This is a genomic window from Sphingobacterium prati (genome assembly GCF_013167215.1).
Classification (GTDB): Bacteria; Bacteroidota; Bacteroidia; order Sphingobacteriales; family Sphingobacteriaceae; genus Sphingobacterium; species Sphingobacterium prati.
Map to the genome: position 1 here is coordinate 652,019 of NZ_JABJWY010000034.1, position 20,547 is coordinate 672,565.

A 20,547-nucleotide genomic window follows, 5' to 3' on the forward strand; every position below is an offset into this window, starting at 1 on the left:
AGATGAAGATTTCTAATCAACACCTTCCTTAATCAGCAGGTCTTGATTTATAAAGAAGTGGCGAGAGACTGGCTCTATGACCCACTGGCAACCTTCAATTTGGTTGAAAAGGTGCCAAATCCTGTCCAAAACAATATCGTTTTGGAGCATATAAATGAAATAAGACAATGATTATTACATTACAGAAAACCATCAACAATTTAGGTTTGTTTCAGACAAACCAGCTAACAGGTAAAGAAGCGACACATAGCAATGCCATGTCTATGCGAATGCGCATGCATACGCACCTTCCAACTTGTTAAGAATCATTTTCCTTTTTCCCGGATCACGATATTAACAGACCTTTTCAACAGGTGTGTATGCTTTCTTTTTTTCTTTTGAATACTTTTTTGAACCCTTAAAATCTGATATATTATGTCTTCCAATAAAAATCTAAAATTCGAAACCTTACAAGTTCACGCCGGTCAAGTGGCAGATCCTACCACTGGATCCAGATCTGTACCTATATATCAAACTTCTTCATTTGTCTTTGAAAATGCCGAACATGGAGCCAACTTATTTGCGCTGAAACAATTTGGCAATATCTATACACGGATCATGAATCCCACGACGGATGTTTTCGAACAACGTATTGCTGCATTAGAGGGTGGAGTTGCAGCATTAGCTGTTGCATCCGGACAGGCAGCACAATTTATTGCTTTAAACAATATCCTTGAAAACGGCGATAACTTTGTGGCAGGCTCTAATCTATATGGCGGTACCTTCAATCAGTTTAAAGTTGCTTTTAAACGGTTGGGTATCGAAGCCCGTTTTGCCACAGATGCCGAAGCTGATAAAATTGAAGCACTTATTGACGACAAGACCAAAGCAATTTATGTGGAGACGATCGGCAATCCGAGTTTTAATATTCCTGATTTTGAAAAAATAGCGGCTGTTGCTAAAAAATACGATTTACCGTTAATTGTCGACAATACTTTTGGTGCAGGTGGTTACCTGTTCAAACCCCTGGAATATGGTGCCCATGTGGTCGTTGAATCCGCAACAAAATGGATTGGCGGTCATGGAACAAGTATCGGCGGTGTGATCATTGATGGTGGAAACTATAACTGGGGCAATGGAAAATATCCACAATTTTCCGAACCATCCGAAGGTTATCACGGACTGGTGTTCTCCGAAGTATTTGGTGAAAAGGGACCTTTTGGCAATATCCAATTTGCTATCCGCGCCCGTGTTGAAGGTCTACGTGATTTTGGCCCAGCGCTCTCCCCATTCAATTCTTTCTTATTGTTACAGGGACTTGAAACGTTGTCCTTGCGTGTGCAACGTCATGTGGATAATACCTTAGAGGTCGCCAAATGGCTCGAGGCTCATCCGCAGGTAGAAAAGGTAAATTATCCGGGATTAAAAAGTTCGCCAAGTTTTGCAAATGCGCAAAAATATCTTAAAAATGGTTATGGTGCAGTCCTCTCCTTCCAATTAAAGGGTGATGCCGCTCAAAAAGCAAATGCTTTTATTGACAGCCTAGAGCTCATCAGCCATTTGGCCAACGTAGGTGATACCAAATCATTGATCATCCATCCATCAGCGACTACACACCAACAGTTAAGTGATGCGGATCAGGCAAATGCCGGTGTATTTCCGGGATTGTTGCGCCTTTCAGTGGGGATAGAACATATTGATGACATTAAAGCTGACCTGCAACAAGCATTCGAAAAGATCAAATAATCAAATACAGTCCTAAATTTAAACGTAATGAGCAGGCATATATATCAGCACAACGAGCCCTTTGTATTTGAAAACGGCAGGGAGCTTGTCAATTTACAGATCAGTTACGAGGTATTTGGCAAACTGAATGCAGATCGCAGCAATGTAATCTGGGTCTGTCATGCCTTGACGGCGAATGCGAATGTATTGGATTGGTGGTCGGGTCTTTTTGGAACAGATGCTTTGTTCAATCCCAATGATTACTATATCGTATGTGCGAATGTGATTGGATCAGCCTATGGGGGTAGTAATCCCCTATCCGTCAATCCGGCGACGGGTCAGCCTTATTACCTTTCTTTTCCCGAATTTACGGTAAAAGATCTTGTCAATGCCCATCAGTTGCTCGCAGCGCATCTGGGTATCAACCAAATTGAAGTTTTAATCGGAGGATCACTGGGCGGTCAACAAGCATTGGAATGGGCCGCTTCCAATACAATCGCCATCAACCAACTCATTGTTGTGGGAACAAATGCAGTACATTCTCCCTGGGGTATTGCTTTTAATGAAAGTCAACGTTTAGCCATCACAGCAGACCGGACTTTCTATGCCAATCATCCTGATGGCGGCGCGAAGGGACTAAAAGTCGCGCGTTCGATCGCATTGTTGTCCTATCGCAATTACATCACTTATGATCATACGCAACGGGATAATGATGGAAATAAAGTAAATGAATATAAAGCTGCTTCTTATCAAAATTATCAAGGCGAAAAACTGGTTAAACGGTACAATGCATACAGCTACTTCTACTTGACAAAGGCGATGGATAGTCACAATTTAGCACGGGGAAGGGCTTCCTTAGAGGCAGCATTGGCAGGTATTAACTGCTCAACCTTGGTACTAGGGATCAATACGGATGTGTTATTCCCTGCAGATGAACAGAAATTTATTGCCCAACATATTCCAAATGCTAGTTACCAGGAGATCGAATCCACCTATGGTCACGATGGATTTTTGATCGAGACAAAAAAACTAACAGCAATTATCCATAATTTTTTAGAAAATAAGAAGGAGTATATCAACGAATTAGTATAAGAGAAATAAACAATAATATAAGAGCATACAAGAAGAGATATGAGTAATAAATTAACGATAGGGATGTTCGGTTTTGGTGTTGTAGGTCAAGGTCTCTACGACATTATAAAAACTAAAAATCTGAATCTGGAAATCAAAAAATTTGTCATTAAAAATGCGGATAAAAAACGTTCACTACCAGCCGATCTATTTTCGACTGACCCAGAGGCAATCTTGAGCGATCCGGAAATTAATACTGTTGTTGAATTGATTGATGACGCCGAAGCAGCTTACAAGCTAACTGTACGCGCATTGAGATCAGGCAAAAATGTAGTATCTGCGAATAAAAAAATGATTGCTAACCACCTTGAGGAGCTGGTGGATATTCAACATGAATATGGCAGTAGCCTGCTTTATGAGGGAGCGGTTTGTGGAAGCATACCTATTATCCGCAATTTAGAAGAATATTACGACAATGAGCTTCTACATTCGGTCAGTGGTATTTTTAACGGCTCTTCCAACTATATTCTTTCCAAAGTTTTCAATGAAAATCAACTTTATACAGACGCATTAAAAAAAGCACAGGAACTCGGCTTCGCAGAAACAGATCCTACACTTGACGTCGGCGGATACGATCCTAAATTTAAAGTCTGTATCGTCGCTTCACATGCCTACGGCATCTATGTTAAACCAGATGATGTATTCAACATCGGTATCGACAAATTAGGCCAACAGGATATTCGTTTTGCAAAAGAAAAGAACTTTAAGATCAAATTGATCCCTACAGCCAAAGAGATCGATGGCAATAAAGTCGTGCTTTATGTATTACCTCGTTTGGTAGGCAAAGAAAGTATGTTGTATAACGTAGAAAATGAAAATAACGGTGTGCTGGTTAAAGCTGCATTTGCAGACGAACAATTCTTTTACGGTAAAGGTGCCGGAGGTCATCCGACGGGTTCTGCGGTCCTGTCCGATATTGCAGCGCTACGTTATGGCTACCGCTATGAATATAAAAAGCATTTAGAATCCAGTGCCTTAAATTATAGTCAGGATTACCTGATCAAGGTTTATTTGAGATACACCGATGATCAACTGATCGAAAAGCTGAATTTCAACGAGATTACTGAAAGATATTACGCAGCAGATTTCAAATATGTTATTGGCCACATTAATCTTCAACAAATTGCTGCCCATAAGGCCGATTTGGACCAAGAGGGCAATTTCATCGCAGAGATCGCGTAGGCAATCAACAAACCAACCTACCTTTAGAATAGCCCTAATTTGAGGGCTATTCTTTTATTATCCAATTTAATTTGCGCTAGTACTACTGTTTTTCAATTCCACCGTCATCGTACCGCCTTTAACGAGCTGTTCAAAAGGGAGCTGCCAACTAGCCCAAACCTTATTATTCAACCGAATTTGATCTACATAATAACTACCCGAGGCCTCTTTTTCAACTTGAATCGTGAATTTATTTTTTCGTAATTCCTGGGGAAGCTGTATGGTAATTTTATCAAATAAAGGTGCTCCTATCTGAAATGCTGGCTTGTCTGTCGTTAAACTTCTTACATCAAATAAACCTATACTTGATAATACATACCAAGCGCCCAATTGCCCTTGATCTTCATCCTGTCCATATCCATAACCGTGAACGGCATCGGTACCATAAAATTCGTTTGAAATCGCCCGCACCCATTTTTGGCTCAGATCAGGTCTTCCCGAAAAATAAAACAGCCAGGATATATGCAAGTTGGGTTGGTTCCCATGGTTATATAGGCTCTCAATACCCGCAAAAGCATCGATTTGGGTTCCACCGCCAAAAACATTCCGTTGCGATACCGTAAATATACTATCTAAACGTCGGTTGAAGAGGTCTTTTCCGACCAGCTTCACCAACTCCTCCGGTACGTGTGGGACATAAAAAGTATACTGCCATGCATTTCCTTCCTGAAACCCACGCCAAGACTCATAGGGATTGAAATTCGAAATAAAATTTCCGTTACTATCCTTTGGCCGCATAAATTTTGTCGATGGATCGTATAATCCCTTCCAGGCATCTGAAAGCTGGTGCAACTTCTTATAGTCTGCATTGTGTCCGAGCAATTTAGCATATTGCGCTGCTGCTGCAGCTGAAAACGCATATTCTAAGGTATGAGAAGCTCCAAAAGGCGATCCATGGGTTAACAATTCGGGACTACCCGTGTTATCTTGAATATAAGGCGAATAACCTTTCTCAACAAACACTCCCACATCAAGCTTTCCTGCCCCCGGAATCCGTCCGAGCGATTCAAGTTCATTTTTTCGAACAGCTTCATAGGCAAAATTCGTATCATAATTTCGTATTCCGACATTATATGCCGCAGCAATTGCCAGGCCCGTAAAATTCGTACCCACCCCCGAAACATACTTGCTATTGGCGATACCGTCACCGAGCCAGCCCGCATCGCGGTACACCAACAACTGGCTCTGTATCCAATCGTTATAATAATCAGGATAAGCAATGGACCAGAGTTGTGTCAAGTTCCAAAATGCTCCCCAAATCGCATCTGTATTATAGTGCTGATGGATAGGTTTTCCTTGTGCATTTAATGCAATCTGACCTACTGAACCATCATTTTTTGGGTAAGCCCCATTAATATCACTGGCGAGTCCCCGTCCAAGTAAGGCATGATAAAGTCCTGTATAAAACTTGATACGGTCGTCCTCTTTACCCCCCTCTACGAATATCCTTCCCATTTCGTTGTTCCAGGTCTTCAGTGCTTCGGACTTCGCTTTATCAAATGTCAGATTTTTCGCCTCCTGCAGTAAGTTCAACCGAGCATTATCTATCGAAGTATAGGACAAACCGGTCTTGATCGTAATAGATTCATCTAAATCTGTAGTGAATCGCAGAAACAGTCCTGCTCCTTTTCCCCGTAAATTCTTCTTTTCCTCAAAAATCGCGTTGTCCTTAAATGTTCCATAAGATTTTGGCCGCTTGCTGACTTCAGCAAAGAAATACATCTTCACAGTAGCGCCTTGTTGATATTTTTGGACGTATACCGGGTTTGTCACCACGTATCCCCATACACATTGATTATCGTAATTTACTTCGGCATCGACCACTGGTCCGCTCTCGCCCATCACATGTCCAATATCAAATATAATATTGGCCGAATCTGTTTTTGGAAAGGTATAACGATGGAAGCCTACCCTTTTTGTCGCCGTTAATTCGGCGCGGATTCCGTAATCTTTCAGTTTCACCCGATAGTAACCTGATGTGGCAAATTCGTCTTTCTTATCAAATGAAGAGCGATAACCGCCTTGAGGCTGATCCAACTTGCCAGGAATAGTCCTGATCTCACCAACAGATGGTGCAAAGACAATTCCACCAATTTGGAACTCGTGAAAATTGGCAAATCCTTCGATACTACTGTGTCTATCATCATAGCCTACCGCCTCCCAACCAGACTTGTTACCATAACTTCCATTCGTGCTTGGAGCTAACTTGGCCATGCCAAAGGGTACTGCTGCTGGTGTATAAAAAAAATATCGGCTATGGACGGATCCAATATTAGGTTTTACCAATGTAGTTAAATCAAACTTCTGCTGCCCAAGCGAAGACATCACAGTGGATAGCATGCAAAGGAAATAAAATATAAGACGCTTTATCATCGTAGTCAATTAGGTTTAAAAACAAATTTACAAAAAATAAAACTATGTATAAACATGAAAACAAAAAGATAAATAAAAAACCAGCAACAGAATAGGCTATAGTATTCCATAGGTAGTAAAATTTAAATATAGATTTAATTACACCACATTATAAGTCCGATAGGATAGATATTTTTTATATAAACTTGTATATACATAATAAAAAACATTCCTAGTAGATGGTCAAGCTTCAACACAGTCAAAATGACGATAACTTGACCTGGTTTGGTTGTCGAATAATCGAGCAAAAAACGCCCCTAGATGATTTAGAACAAAAATTGTACGAATGGTATGAGAAGAACGATATACCAAGTGGATCCAGAAAATTCAAAGTTACAGTACGAGTGGAGCGATCACATTTTTCAATAAATAGCGTTGGAAGATACGATAACAATCAACTATTTATTAGGTCATCAAGTAAACAGGCTATACTTGATGACTCGACATTTTAATAATCTCTTCGGCTTTCCACGGTATAGGTAAAGCTTTCAGCACGATAAAATCCCAAATTATATTCGATTGGTTTTCCAGACTGATCGAAAACAAATCGTTTACGTGATAATATGGGATCCCCAGTATTAATTTCTAGTTTGTCTGCGATAAATTTATTAGCTGCAACGGCGTCTATCTCTTCTTGGGAAAGATCGGCCACTACATGATAATCAGCCTCCAGTATCTCATACAACGGGCGTTTAAAATCCTCATCTCCTGTCAAACCAATGCGAGGATGAAAATAAGATATAAAATAGACGAAGGGATCATCTTTTTTTCCCCGTAATCGTTCTAACTTTAATAGCTTTTGATCCTCATCGACAGCGAAAAATTTGGTAATTGCTTTATCTGGCACGACCCAGCTCACATGAAGCTCAAAATTCTTGACTTCGATACCACGGTTTTTCATCTCTTGGGAAAAACTTAGCCAATTTTTGGATTTCGAACTGAATTTGGTGCTTGCAACCTTCGTGCCGATGCCTTTCTTCCGGATCAATAGCTCCTCATAAACTAGCTTGTTAATTGCCAGACGCAAAGTAGAACGCGAAATAGCCAGACGTTTGGCAAGCTCTATTTCATTGGGCAACATTTTCCCCTCAATATATTCCGGTTGTTTTATCAACTCCCGCAATAGATTTTCTGCCTGTATATGCAGGGGAATTGGACTTTTGTGATCTATTTTTAAATTCATTACATGAAATTACTTAGGCTAAAATAAGATTTTTTGCATAATTAAAAAAATAGATATATGTTTGTATGTGTATACATAATAAAGAAATAACCCCATTATGTCCAAGAATTTTATCCTTATTTTATGCATCGTTTCTCTGGGAGGGCTGCTTTTTGGCTTCGATATGGCAGTTATTGCTGGAGCTTTGCCGTTGGTGAAACAATTTTTCGGATTGTCGCCCTTTCAGGAAGGTGCTTTTGTTAGTTCAGCACTGATCGGATGCATTATAGGTGTATTCTTCACAGGATCTTTTACGGATAAATATGGTCGTAAACCAGCCTTTATCGTGGCTTCTTTGCTTTTTTTATTGTCTGCAATCGGATGTGGATTCAGTTCCAACTATACACTTTTAATTCTGAGCAGAGGCATTGGTGGATTAGGTGTTGGTATAGCTTCTATCGTTGTACCACTTTATCTTGCCGAAATATCTCCCACTAAATTCCGGGGTAGATCGGTCACCTGTTATCAATTAGCCATTACCTTTGGTATCCTTATCGCTTATATTAGTAATTATTTTATTCTTCAACGGCATTCATTACCGCAAGCGGAACTATGGCGCGGTATGTTTTTAGTCGGCGCGATTCCTGCCATCTTACTCAGTTTAGGTGTTTATATTATACCTGAGAGTCCACGCTGGCTTGCCAAAAATGGGCGAAACGAAGAGGTAACAATAATTCGTATCAAGCTTGGTTTAACTGATCTATACGATTCGCCAAGTCCATCCAAGGGAAATATCAGCGAGCTGTTTTCTCCAATCTACCGTAGAGCATTTCTGTTAGGCCTATTCCTACCCCTTTTTTCTCAACTGAGCGGAATCAACGCTATCGTCTATTACGGTCCGAGCATACTGCTGGAATCAGGTACTTCCTTAGCGAATTCGTACCATGCACAATTATTTTTTGGCGCGGCAAATGTATTATTTACCTGCTTTGCCATCTGGAAAGTAGATAATTGGGGAAGAAGACCCCTGTACATTTTAGGAACATTAGGTGCTACAATTAGCCTAATTGTAACGGGTTATCTTTTCAGGCAAGAACAGCCAAACAATGTTGCATTGATTGTTTCCATTTTACTCTTCTTGTTTTTCTTTGCTTTTTCTATCGGTCCACTAAAATTTGTGGTTGCGGCGGAAATATTTCCGAACGCCATACGGGCCCGGGCGATGGGAATAAGTATTATGGTCATGTGGATTTCCGACGCGATCGTTGGTCAGCTGACACCTATTTTGCTCGCATCATGGGGAGCGTGTTATACGTTTTGGTTATTTGCTTTTTTCTGTGCAATAGCCTTTATCGTTGTGCTGAGTTATCTACCGGAGACCAAGGGAAAACCGTTGGAAGAAATCGAAAAATATTGGATTGAAAAATCAAAGAAAAAGCCTAATAACGAGGCATAATTTCGTTTAAATACATTTTATCACGAAGTCAATTTTTACCTACGCAATAAATAACATCTTATGTATTCCAATACTCAAACGACATCTTTTCAATACGACATCTTACCCACTTTTCCCGTTCAGGGCGAATTGTCAAACTCTTATCATGAGTTGGTCGATCACCTGATCCAAAATAAAATACATTGCATAGATGGATTTGTTGGCGTAAATTGGGAAATACCAGTAACGCAGATTCAGCAGGAATTTGCAAAGCGTGGATTAACGGTGCGATTTGTTTCCATGGAAACAACATTGCTCCCTGAAGCAGTGATCGAGGAGAAAGTGGCTCCTTATCTTGGAGGAGATGATCCATTATTCGGAAAAAAAACGCCACTCGAACTCATCGCATACTACGATACCGGCAAGTTGGCTGCACTTCAGGAAATGCTAAGCCAAACAACCGACAATGAATACCTTATTTTTTATGGCCCGGGTGCTGCCCTTCTGGAAGCTACTAGCCAAGTGATGTACATTGATCTGCCCAAAAATATACTTATCCAACGGATGCGTGCGGGACTGGCCGGCAATCTGGCCTGTGGAAAACAAACAAACCAAAAAGAGCTTTATAAACGATACTACTTTGTCGATTGGGAGCTCCTAAACCGACATAAGCGGACGATATTATCTCGCGTGGAGATTCTCGCCGATCAACAATCCGCTGAAAATCTACCTTGGATCTTAGGAAATGATTTAAAAGCGACCTTGCATGTGATGTCCAAAAATTACTTTCGGGTGAGGCCAACATTCGAACCTGGAGTCTGGGGGGGACAATGGATGAAAGAACATTTAACCGGTATTGATCAACAGGCTAAAAATTATGCCTGGTCTTTTGAGATGATTGTTCCCGAAAACGGTATTTTACTTGAGAGTAACGGGCTAGTGCTAGAAATTTCATTTGATCAACTGATGTTTCAGGAAAGTTCAAATGTCCTGGGCGCTGCGAAGCCACGTTTTGATGTTGAGTTTCCAATCCGGTTTAATTTTCTAGACACTTTTGATGGTGGCAATCTTTCCATTCAGTGCCACCCTAGTCCAAGTTATGCCAAAAGCGAATTTGGAGAAAATTTCACACAGGACGAATCCTATTACATTGTTGACAGAAAGGGAGATGCGCAGGTTTACCTGGGGTTTCAAGAGGATATCGATGCGGACAACTTTCGTACCGTTCTTGAACAGAGCTTCCATACGAGCGAACCGATCGTCATTGACAGGTACGTGCAAAAATTTGAATCGCAAAAACATCAGTTATATTTAATTCCGCATGGTACCGTGCACTCTTCGGGCACAAATAATCTAGTATTGGAAATCAGTGCCACCCCTTACAATTATACGTTCAAAATGTACGACTGGGTGCGTCCTGATCTGGACGGTAAGCCGCGTCCATTAAATATTGATAGAGCTTTCGCCAATCTTAATTTTAACCGAAAAGGCGACGTCGTCAAAGACACACTTCTATCCAAGCCTCAGGTTTATTCACTCGATGATCAGGCATCAAAAGTTCATCTACCAACACATGAAGATCATTTCTATGATGTTTACAGGTATGAATTTGGAGATGACGTGAGTATTGAGACAAAAGATCAATGCCATATTATGATGCTTGTTGAGGGGGAAGCGATAGAACTGACAACTGCCCATGGGATGAAAAAAATCTTTCATTACGCCGAAACGTTCGCTGTTCCTGCCGCGGCACAATCCTATTCGCTCCGCAACTTAGGAATTGGCCAGGCCAAAGTGATACAGTCTTTTGTCAAAGACCATAAATGTTAATTTAGTATAAAACAAAAAAACAGCATTATGAGAAATTTATATTTCGCGTTATCTACTTCATTGCTGCTATTATCCTGCAATGGAGGTAGCAATAAATCCACAGCAAGCAACACACAGCAAGACGCAGCACAGGATAGTAGCTTCCAGCTCGTCAAAGATATGGCCGGCAAGGTTATTAAAGCTGGATTTAATGCTGGCGACGGGTATAATGAGGTATGGATCAGAGATTATAATACCTTTATTACTTTGGCAACCAAAGAGCATCCCCACGAACAGATTAAAGATCAATTGGCGCTATTTTTTAAATTACAGGAAGCTGATGGCAATATAGCAGACGGTTTTGTCAAAAAATCAAGTTTAAAGAATGGTGTGTCCGACTATTATACGATCACTAACCCGCTTGCCTCAGAATATGCTGCACATAAAAACACAGTTGAAACCGATCAGGAAACCTCCCTGATCCAGGCGGTCCATAAATATGTAGTAGCGACCAAGGATACCGCCTTCCTCGCACAAAAAATAGGCGAAACGACTGTGAAAGACCGGATGGAACAGGCCATGCAGTTTTTAATGGACAAACGTTATAATAGCACTTATGGTCTATTGTGGGGAGCCACAACCGTCGATTGGGGTGATGTGCAGCCCGAGCATGACTGGGGGGTCCATTTGGATAAAAACTCTCATATTGCCCTGGATATTTATGATAATGCTATGTTTTTAATTGCTTTGGATAATTACATGGATCTTTTCCCTGACAAAAAGGAAAAATGGAATAAAGTGAGAACGATGATTGCCAGCAATACGATGAAACATCTTTGGGACGATAAAAATCAAAAATTTATTCCGCACATCTACATCAACGGTTCGCCATTTCCAAAAGATTTTGATGAAAACCAGATCTATTATCACGGTGGAACAGCCATTGCCATTGAGGCAAACCTATTGAGCAAAGAGCAGATCAAAACTTCCTTGGATAAGATGATCAAAAATGTAAAGGATGCGGGTGCAGCCACCATTGGATTAACCGTATATCCAACTTATCCTACGGGTTTCTTCAAAAACAAAGGAATGTATCCTTATGGTTACCAAAATGGTGGCGATTGGACATGGTTTGGGGGAAGAATGATTCAACAATTGGCTAAAAATGGTTTCCAGCAGGAAGCACATGAGCAGATCAAACCCATGTTGGCACGCGTTATTAAAAATAATGGGTTCTACGAATGGTATACCAAGGACAATAAACCCGAAGGCTCTGGAACTTTCAGAGGTGAGGCGGGTGTACTTTATGATGCGATCACTTTATTGGAAAATGCAGCTAAATAAATCAGCACAAACCTTCTGAAGGATATAAAAAAATGAATTTGTTGTCAGGGGAAGTAAGCCGCCCAAATAAGACATTATACAAAAGAAAAGGGGTAATATATTGTTCCTTTTCTTTTGTACTTATGGTTCCAGCTACCTTTGTGTCTAATACCTAAAAGTTATTCCTATCGTTCAATCAAAAACTCAGTTTTAGGCAATCTAAATTTTTTCAATTTCAGCAACCAGTCCTCTTCACCCAAACGGTAACCTAATGGTAGCAGAACAACACTTTTTAGCCCCAATTTGTCTAATCCCAATAACTTATCCAGCTCTCCGTTGGAAAACCCCTCCATTGGTGTAGCATCCACTTTCAATTCCGCAGCTTGCGCGATGGCCATCCCAAAAGAAATATAAGCCTGTTTCGCGGCGTGCGCTGCCTGCTGTTCCTCGGTAAGTGCAGCAAACATACTTTTTAATTTATTTTTGTAATCATCAGTTGTATCCAATGGTAAACCTCTATGGTTATTCATCTGGTCAAACGTTGTATCAACACGTTCATCCGTGTATTTATCCCATGCCGCAAAAACCAAAAGATGCGAGCTTTCTGCAATAATTTGTTGCCCCCAAGCTACAGGTACAATTTGCTCTTTCAATTGTTGATCTGTAATCAATACAACACGAAAAGGTTGCAAACCCGAGGAACTCGGTGCCATACGCGCTGCTTCAATAATTTTTTCTACATCTTTTTGATCAACCTTCTTTGTTGAATCGTATTTTTTGGTTGCATAACGCCATTCAAGGGTTTCTAATAATGCCATTTTCTTTTCTTTTTTTGCTTTATTATTTATTCAAATGCCTTGTTACAGGCTTAGTATCACCTAAATTTGATAAAAGAAATTAAATCTGGAAAGCAGTATACATACAATTAACCTTATTTTAATTTCTATTTATAAAATAAATATAGCAAATATTTGAATGTTCAAACACTAAAACAACATAAATAATCCAAGAACTGAGTAAATCTTTGTACAATCCCGTCAATTCCTTTTCCGATGATCAGCCCTACACTAACGTCTTTTTTTTGCAAAGGGATTAAAAGAAAGTCCAGCATTGACATAAAACGACGGGTCCGCAGAAGCTTCCCATACATAATTATTTTGCTGTTCACTTTTCTCAAATATCCTTGATCTTGGAATGTTCTTCATACCAGATTTGAGCGTTGCAATAAACGATTTTCCCAAATTATGTTCGTAGGTCAGTCCCGAGTTGATCTCCATCTGACTAAAGGTATAGACCTTGTCTGATCCCCAAAAATCATTGAGGTAGAATGTCGTCGTACTGAGATCTGCCCCCAGAGAAAGGCGACCATTTCGCAACATTGTTTTTCGGATGTAGGCGCCCTTGGGTAATAGCACATCTATCATCCACCCATCGCGATATTGCTGCTTATAGGTGAAGGTAGGAACAACAGGAATAATTGCCGCAGGATCAATAAACCCGAGTAAGCCGATTGTCATTTGTACATCCCGAGTTGCTTTTAATACCCATGTTCCGGTCAATATCCCACGCATCCGTTCAATCCCCATATCGCTTCCATCCGTCATGAAACTGGCGGAATAAATAACCATTTTTCCAAATAATTTTGAGAAGTAAGAAAAATTAAGTGATTCATAATGGTAATGGAAATCCTGTGTACGCATTTTTTGCGGCTGCGTGCTTAAATCTGATTCTTGTACATTGAATGAAGTATACTGATAACCGAGGCTAGTACCTAACGTCCAGCTTCGCCGGTTTAAAAAATTGACATTCAAGCTCCCGCCAGCCTGATGGAATGACTCTATCTTACCTTGCGTAATGACGCCCCCTTTAGCATTGGATGAATATTTGTACCCGCCATTATATTCATAACTTAGATTTAGCACCCGCGCTGCAGGAAATTTGTCGGCTACAATGGCCTGTACTTTTTGGGGAATACTATCTTTGGTCTGTGCGGAACTGCTGCATACAAGAGCAAAACTCCCAAGCAACACCAGGTTCTTTTTCATGTGGATATTCGTTTTTTGTCTATCTATTCTTTTTCAATTAAAGGCAACCCGAAAAACTACTCTTTCGGAAATTAGAACGGAGCAGCCGACGTGTTACAAGAATAGATCAATCGGAAACGCTCATTTTATTTTTTATACAAAAGGGTCAATATTTTATACGAAAGGTGGGCAGCTTTAAAAGAGCTTTTATCCATTCTACCTACCGATTTCACTTTGGTATAAAAAGAAGCACTGTTCATATAAAACAAAATCATTTTGACACAAAAAAAGTTACATTTGCGAAATCAGGGTCAATAAACCAGATCAATATGCTAGACTGCAACAACCGTATTGTTTTACGCTACCTAACGGAAAAGAAATTCAGATTTTTACGACATGGTCTGTTCTTAATTGGTTTGCTTATTCTTTTTGCTAATGCCAATACAAATGCACAATTTTTAGGAAATTATAAGACCTACTTCTCCCTGGCGCTTTGGACGGTTTTCGTTGCAATGTTTTATATCAATATGTACGTATTGATACCACAGTTTTTTTTCAGGGGAAAATATGAAATCTACACCGTATTGCTCATTTTGCTGGTGACAGCGAGCCTGCTTGTTGTCATGCAGATCGCAATCTATATCTTTAGCATCCATATTCCGGCAATTGAAAGGCAACGAACCAATACCATGAGTTTTGTGAGCGGTCTTTTTATCTGTGTTCCCATCATTTTGACCACCACCACGTTTAAACTTTTTAAACGTTGGATCGAAGACAATAAACGCATTTCAGATTTAAAAAACTTGGCGCTTACAACGGAGTTAAATGCATTAAAGAACCAGATTCAGCCACATTTCTTGTTTAACATGCTCAACAATGTGAAGGCTTTGATTCGGAAAAACCCGAGTATGGCCACCGAGGTTATCATTAAACTATCCGATTTTCTGCGGTACCAACTGTATGAAAATGATGCAGATAAAACACTCTTAAAATCCGAAATAAATTTTATTTTCAATTTTCTAAAACTTGAGGAAATACGCCGGGATAATTTAAAAACCTCACTTTCCTGTGCAGCGGAACTCGAAAAACAAAGTATTTTTCTGCCGCCACATCTTTTTACCGCTTTTATCGAGAATGCGATTAAACATAGTGTCAATATACACAATGAAAATACCTTTATTGCCATTCATTTGTCACTTACCGATGGGCAACTTTGTTTTGAATGTGAAAATTCGAGCGATCCAAATTTTTCGAATACTAGTCTTAAATACGGTGGATTGGGATTAGTCAATGCCAAAAGACGACTGGATTTGCTATATGGCAATAATTACGAACTTACCATATCAAAAAAGAACCTGTTGTATCAGGTAAAATTAAAAATTCCATTATGAATTGTATCATTGTAGATGATGAACCCTTAGCAAGGGAAGAAATGCGAAATCTGGTCGAAGAAATTTCATCCATAGAAATCCTCGGCGAGTTTTCCAATGCCTTAGCTGCCAAGGAATATCTCGCAACTGGATCTGTTGATCTTGTTTTTCTGGACATTGAGATGCCCACCGTCAACGGACTGGATTTTGCACAGGCCTTACCGAAAGATGTCCTGGTGATACTGACGACAGCCTATGCCCAATATGCGTTGCGGGGGTTTGAGCTGGATGCGCTTGATTACCTGCTTAAACCAATAAAAAAAGATCGCCTGGCCAAGGCAATTGATAAAGCGTTTAGCTATAAAAATCTGCTCAATTTAAAAGAAAATCAAAACACCTTTGAAGATGCGAATGAAGATGCTGTATTTATCAAATCGGATCGAAAATACTATAAAATCTTATTTGGCGATATTCGATTTATTGAAGCACTCAAAGATTATGTGGTCATCTATACCCGTACCAACAAACTGATTACAGCAATGAATCTAAAAACCATTCACCAAAAACTACCGGCCCATATATTTGTTCGGGTCAGCAAATCCTATTTGATCAATTTGTCCTTTATTGATTCTTTTGACAACCATACGATATACATAGACAAGTTCGAAATCCCGATTGGCGACATCTATCGTGAACTATTTTTTAAGCAGTATACAGGCGGACTATTGTAAGGTCATCTGTAAGGCGATCTGAATAGGGCTAAACAAGGACAAAGCGGTCCAAAAAATCAACTTTTATACCATGTCTATGCAACAAAGCTGTCAATAGATCTACGGAACAGTCCTCTGTTTCTACCCGAAAGATGGCATCTTCATCATCCAGATCCAAGGTAGCAGACTGTATCTGCGGTAGATGGAACTTTAGCAACTGCATCAGGAAGGTCTTCTTCTCCTTTGTTCTTACAGAGCTTTTAAAAATCAATATCTGCTTCGCTTTCATGTTATAAATTTAAAATTGCGCCCAAAATCCGATCACTTCTCAGTTTATATTCATCCGAGATTTATCACAAATTTATCATTTAAAACTGTCGCCAGTTGAGATTTTATACGAAAGCAGGCCTTTCTTATACCAACTCCCGTAATTGCTCCTGCAATCATTACCCTGCTTTTCTTTATGGGATTATCTATTTTTTTTAAGACCTTTGTTTATCTTTAATTCAATAAGCAAAAACACAAAAAAAGCGCAATGTCTATTACCAACGAGAACGAATTGACCGGAATACAAAAAGCGAGTGCAGCAGTCGCCAAAACGCTTAAAGCGATGTGCGATTATGCCAAGGTAGGCATGTCAACCAAAGAATTAGATGAATATGGAGCAAAAATATTAACAGCATATGGTGCCAAATCAGCGCCAGCGTTGACCTACAACTTTCCGGGCTGGACTTGTATCAGTGTAGACAACGAATTCTGTCACGGTGTTCCTGCTGCGGACCGTTTATTACAGGAAGGAGATCTTATTAATATTGATGTATCGGCTGAGTTGGATGGTTTTTGGGCTGATAACGGGGCTTCTTTTGTAATCGGTCAGGATATTCATAACCATCAGAAATTGGTAGACGCTTCAAAGGAAATACTTCAAAAAACCATAAAAAATATCCATGGTGGTGTTAAAATTGCGGACATTGGCCAGCTAATGGAAACAGAAGCAAAAAAGAGGGGTTATAAAGTGATCAAAAATCTAGGGGGGCATGGCATCGGACGAAGCTTACACGAAGACCCCGACGAGTTGCTCAATTATAAAAATAGATTTGACCAAAGGCGGTTTAAGAAAAATTCAATTGTCGCTATCGAAACCTTTATTTCCACCTCTTCCACTTATGCAACTGAATTACATGATGGCTGGACGATGGTTGGTGACAAAGGCGGTTACATGGCACAACATGAACACACCATTATGATTACAGATGGCGCTCCAGTGATTTTAACGGCGGAGAATGGTATTTTCAATTAGGGCTATAACTATCATCGGGATTCCGTTTATCTAATTTTGCATGTAAGGTATTGTCTACGCTTACTTAAATAGAACAATAGATAGATATAAATGTATCATTGTAACATGTAGAATACATAAAAATATAAGGGGCCTCTCTTTACGAGAAAACCCCCAAATAATATATTTTATGGCCAACTAGATTATTTCGATAGATATTAAATAATTCCTTCCTTCTATATAAGGATACGATATGGACATTCAAAGTATTCAAGCGGGATGAACATCTGTATTTAAGTTTCTCAATTGGACTGTAAACAAAGATACATGTATTCTCCCATTTAAAAAGTGACAAAAATCACATTTCGCCAAAATTCCTTCCGATTTTAAAATGTTTTACTATGTCTGTCGATCGGTATGCAACATGCTTTGAAAACGTTCTATTTTTAGTTTTAAGATGTTTACTTTTGATTTATAAAGTGTAAGACTATTGAAAACAATAAAGTTCCATAAAGGCGAATGTGGCGTCGAGTTTCTAATAAATGTACTCACTCAAAAAGAGACAGACTATACGCACGGCGAGACGTATCACAAAGACTTTTTTGAAATTCTATTTTTAAAAAAAGCGAAGGGGCGTTTGCGATTGAGTCAGGAAATAATCGACTTAACGGACAACAATATTATTTTTATTTCAGCCTTTCAGAAACATACTTGGGAGCTGGATCCCCTACATCTGGAATTCACGACATTGATCTTTCAGGAAGATTTTCTCAATGATTTTTTTGCAGATAAACTTTTTACCTATAGACTGCTGTATTTTTATCAATTAAACCATCCGGCTAAAATAGAGGCTGACGATGTGCATATGGCTAAATTTTGTGAGCTGCTCACGGAGATCAAATCGGAACTTATTCAGACACAAGCAGACAGCGCACATATTATTCGCTCTTTACTTTATTATCTGTTACAGACCTTGAATCGAAAGTACGCCAGGTTAAACGGGCTTTCTTCACAAAAAGCAGAGAATAATTTTGCTTATCAATTTAAGAAGCTACTTGAACAACATATTCAACAGAAACAACGCGTTCAGGAGTATACAGCCCTGATGGGTATCAGTCGCATTACACTGAATCATGCGGTTAAAGCACAATTTAACACAACGGCAGCGCACCTGCTCAAACAACGCTTGCTAATTGAAGTGCAAGAACTACTAATACATTCAAACAAATCTATTAACGAAATTGCCTTTGAACTCAATTTTTCGGAACCTAACCACCTGATGCGCTTTTTTAAGACCCAGACGGGCAAGACGATCAGTACATTTATAGAGGAACTGAGATAAAATTCTCAGTTCCCGTTGGCCTGAATTACTGTTTACAGCTGGCTGAATTGCATTATACTATCAGTCCTAAATTTCCCTTTTTTGCGCTAAATAAGTTTCTGTTGTCTGAATCTCTGCGTAGAAGAATGCCAATGCAGTAAGAAAGGCCAGTTGTACGTCATCAGCTTTTACGGTGGCACCATTCATTTCAAGATCACGCGTTGCACAGGCATCGCCTATTACGGTACATTGAAAACCAAAATCAGCTGCAGCCCGAGTCGTTGCATCGATACACATATGCGTCATCATACCGACAATGACAAGTTCTGTAATGTGATTTGCTTTTAGGTAACCAAAAAGGTCGGTTTCCCGAAAACTGTTTGGAAAATGTTTCTGGATTACTTTTTCTTGTGATTGCGGTCGGACATTTGGGTGGATCTCGGACGCGGCTGTCCCCGCAATAAAAAATGGCATTTTCGCGGGGTCTGGAGAGATATGCTGGATATGGATAACCGGTGCTTTTTTGTCCCGAAAATGACTGATTATTTTTCCTGCATTTAAACTTGCGGCAATAGGGTTTACAAGTTCCATTCCGCCATTTTCAAAATATTCATTTTGAATGTCTATGACAATTAATGCTGTAGTATTCATGCGTTATATATGATTATGTTTTCGTTACTACAAAATTAGTTTGTCAAGAATGGAAACTGCTACCAAATAAATCGTCGACACTACCATTTTGATAAGGCGAGATGTTTTAGCTATCTTAGCCGTAGGAATCGCCTTTTGAGGGTGACATTGATTCGATTAAAAGAAAGAGATATCGTGAAACAGATACTACACAGCAAAATATACGGAGCAGAAAACGGCGGAACGCCACTTGTGGTTATGCATGGCCTTTTTGGTATGGCGGACAACTGGGGATCGTTTGGCAGGAGTTTTGGAGAAAAAAGACAGATACATTTACTTGACCTACGTAATCACGGTCGAAGTTTTCACAGTAATAGGATGTCGATTGAGGATATGGTCGAGGATTTAAGCGTCTATATTACTTCGATTGACTCGAAGAAAGTCCTCTTATTAGGCCACTCTCTTGGTGGCAAGGTTGCCATGCAATTTGCTATTGATCATCCCGAACAGGTTGAAAAGCTGATTATTGCCGATATTGCTCCTAAAGCATACCCGCCACATCACGAAGATATCTTCAACGCACTTTGTGCAGTTGATATGAATCATATGGACAATAGGAAAGATGTACAGACAAAACTCGAAACTTATCTTGATGATCCGGGGGTCATTCAATTTTTGCTAAAAAACGTGTATATCAAAGAAGACCGTAAATTAGGTTGGCGCTTCAATCTGGATGTCCTGCAGCAAAAATATGCGGATTTTATCACAATAAGTGTAAAAGCTGGTATTTATGCTGGTCCTACGCTATTCCTAGCGGGCGAAAAATCGCGCTACATTCTTCCGGAAGATAAAGTTAAAATCAAGGAGCAATTTCCAGATGTCAGTTTTGAAACGGTACCAAATGCCGGACACTGGGTACAAGCAGAAAACCCACAGGCATTCGACAAATTTGTTGCCGATTTTTTGGAGCAATAAAAATCTAATCCTAAGTAGCCCAATCCGAGCTAAACAATCAG

18 protein-coding genes and 1 riboswitch are annotated in these 20,547 nt (G+C 39.7%); of the genes, 12 read left to right on the forward strand and 6 right to left on the reverse strand.

The features are described from left to right. The first annotated feature begins 44 nt into the window (after positions 1-44). Positions 45-157: riboswitch (SAM riboswitch) on the forward strand. Positions 158-167: 10 nt separating this feature from the next. The 4 genes from HPC41_RS25595 (at position 168) to HPC41_RS12975 (ending at position 4,017) form a co-directional block, all read left to right on the forward strand. Next, on the forward strand, positions 168-302 hold the full coding sequence (locus tag HPC41_RS25595; RefSeq protein WP_277603205.1) for a hypothetical protein: 135 nt from the start codon (positions 168-170) through the stop codon (positions 300-302). Positions 303-414: 112 nt separating this feature from the next. Next, complete coding sequence (locus tag HPC41_RS12965; RefSeq protein WP_172394417.1) at positions 415-1,725, forward strand: O-acetylhomoserine aminocarboxypropyltransferase/cysteine synthase family protein; 1,311 nt, start codon at positions 415-417, stop codon at positions 1,723-1,725. Positions 1,726-1,752: 27 nt separating this feature from the next. Then, positions 1,753-2,796, forward strand: coding sequence for a homoserine O-acetyltransferase family protein (locus tag HPC41_RS12970; RefSeq protein WP_172394418.1), 1,044 nt, complete (start codon positions 1,753-1,755; stop codon positions 2,794-2,796). A 39-nt stretch (positions 2,797-2,835) separates the two neighbouring features. Continuing rightward, positions 2,836-4,017, forward strand: coding sequence for a homoserine dehydrogenase (locus HPC41_RS12975; protein WP_172394419.1), 1,182 nt, complete (start codon positions 2,836-2,838; stop codon positions 4,015-4,017). Between the two features lie 66 nt (positions 4,018-4,083). Here the strand turns inward: HPC41_RS12975 and HPC41_RS12980 are convergent, their stop codons facing one another. Together HPC41_RS12980 and HPC41_RS12985 are read right to left on the reverse strand one after the other, a co-directional pair. Then, the gene (locus HPC41_RS12980) at positions 4,084-6,429 is read right to left on the reverse strand and encodes a GH92 family glycosyl hydrolase (RefSeq protein WP_172394420.1); all 2,346 of its coding nucleotides are present in this window, start codon (positions 6,427-6,429) and stop codon (positions 4,084-4,086) included. Between the two features lie 487 nt (positions 6,430-6,916). Beyond that, entirely contained in the window at positions 6,917-7,651 is a 735-nt protein-coding gene (locus tag HPC41_RS12985) for a GntR family transcriptional regulator (protein ID WP_172394421.1), read from the reverse strand. Between the two features lie 97 nt (positions 7,652-7,748). Between HPC41_RS12985 and HPC41_RS12990 the strand changes: the two genes are divergently transcribed. The 3 genes from HPC41_RS12990 to HPC41_RS13000 are packed head-to-tail and all read left to right on the forward strand — an operon-like array spanning position 7,749 to position 12,218. Continuing rightward, on the forward strand, positions 7,749-9,086 hold the full coding sequence (locus HPC41_RS12990) for a sugar porter family MFS transporter (protein WP_172394422.1): 1,338 nt from the start codon (positions 7,749-7,751) through the stop codon (positions 9,084-9,086). 60 nt (positions 9,087-9,146) lie between these two features. Next, positions 9,147-10,895: a class I mannose-6-phosphate isomerase gene (locus HPC41_RS12995; RefSeq protein ID WP_172394423.1), complete on the forward strand. Its 1,749-nt coding sequence runs from the start codon at positions 9,147-9,149 to the stop codon at positions 10,893-10,895. 27 nt (positions 10,896-10,922) lie between these two features. After that, the gene (locus tag HPC41_RS13000; protein ID WP_172394424.1) at positions 10,923-12,218 is read left to right on the forward strand and encodes a glucosidase family protein; all 1,296 of its coding nucleotides are present in this window, start codon (positions 10,923-10,925) and stop codon (positions 12,216-12,218) included. Positions 12,219-12,382: 164 nt separating this feature from the next. Here the strand turns inward: HPC41_RS13000 and HPC41_RS13005 are convergent, their stop codons facing one another. Next, a complete protein-coding gene (locus HPC41_RS13005; RefSeq protein WP_172394425.1) occupies positions 12,383-13,015 on the reverse strand; it encodes a nitroreductase family protein in 633 nt (210 codons plus the stop codon). 249 nt (positions 13,016-13,264) lie between these two features. Further along, on the reverse strand, positions 13,265-14,242 hold the full coding sequence (locus HPC41_RS13010) for a DUF6268 family outer membrane beta-barrel protein (protein WP_172394426.1): 978 nt from the start codon (positions 14,240-14,242) through the stop codon (positions 13,265-13,267). Between the two features lie 308 nt (positions 14,243-14,550). Between HPC41_RS13010 and HPC41_RS13015 the strand changes: the two genes are divergently transcribed. After that, entirely contained in the window at positions 14,551-15,612 is a 1,062-nt protein-coding gene (locus HPC41_RS13015; protein ID WP_172394427.1) for a sensor histidine kinase, read from the forward strand. Then, the gene (locus tag HPC41_RS13020; RefSeq protein WP_172394428.1) at positions 15,609-16,322 is read left to right on the forward strand and encodes a LytR/AlgR family response regulator transcription factor; all 714 of its coding nucleotides are present in this window, start codon (positions 15,609-15,611) and stop codon (positions 16,320-16,322) included. Before HPC41_RS13015 ends, HPC41_RS13020 begins: the two co-directional genes overlap by 4 nt. 28 nt (positions 16,323-16,350) lie before the next feature. Here the strand turns inward: HPC41_RS13020 and HPC41_RS13025 are convergent, their stop codons facing one another. Next, complete coding sequence (locus tag HPC41_RS13025; protein WP_172394429.1) at positions 16,351-16,590, reverse strand: hypothetical protein; 240 nt, start codon at positions 16,588-16,590, stop codon at positions 16,351-16,353. A 246-nt stretch (positions 16,591-16,836) separates the two neighbouring features. Here HPC41_RS13025 and map point away from each other — a divergent pair, with 246 nt between their 5' ends. Both map and HPC41_RS13035 read left to right on the forward strand, forming a co-directional pair. Continuing rightward, a complete protein-coding gene (gene map, locus HPC41_RS13030) occupies positions 16,837-17,601 on the forward strand; it encodes a type I methionyl aminopeptidase (protein ID WP_172394430.1) in 765 nt (254 codons plus the stop codon). Positions 17,602-18,070: 469 nt separating this feature from the next. Then, the gene (locus tag HPC41_RS13035) at positions 18,071-18,922 is read left to right on the forward strand and encodes a helix-turn-helix domain-containing protein (RefSeq protein WP_172394431.1); all 852 of its coding nucleotides are present in this window, start codon (positions 18,071-18,073) and stop codon (positions 18,920-18,922) included. Between the two features lie 66 nt (positions 18,923-18,988). On the opposite strand, the gene HPC41_RS13040 is transcribed toward HPC41_RS13035, so the two are convergent. Next, positions 18,989-19,552: a cysteine hydrolase family protein gene (locus HPC41_RS13040; protein ID WP_172394432.1), complete on the reverse strand. Its 564-nt coding sequence runs from the start codon at positions 19,550-19,552 to the stop codon at positions 18,989-18,991. Between the two features lie 174 nt (positions 19,553-19,726). Between HPC41_RS13040 and HPC41_RS13045 the strand changes: the two genes are divergently transcribed. Then, entirely contained in the window at positions 19,727-20,506 is a 780-nt protein-coding gene (locus HPC41_RS13045) for an alpha/beta fold hydrolase (RefSeq protein WP_216660746.1), read from the forward strand. The last annotated feature ends 41 nt before the right edge of the window (positions 20,507-20,547 follow it).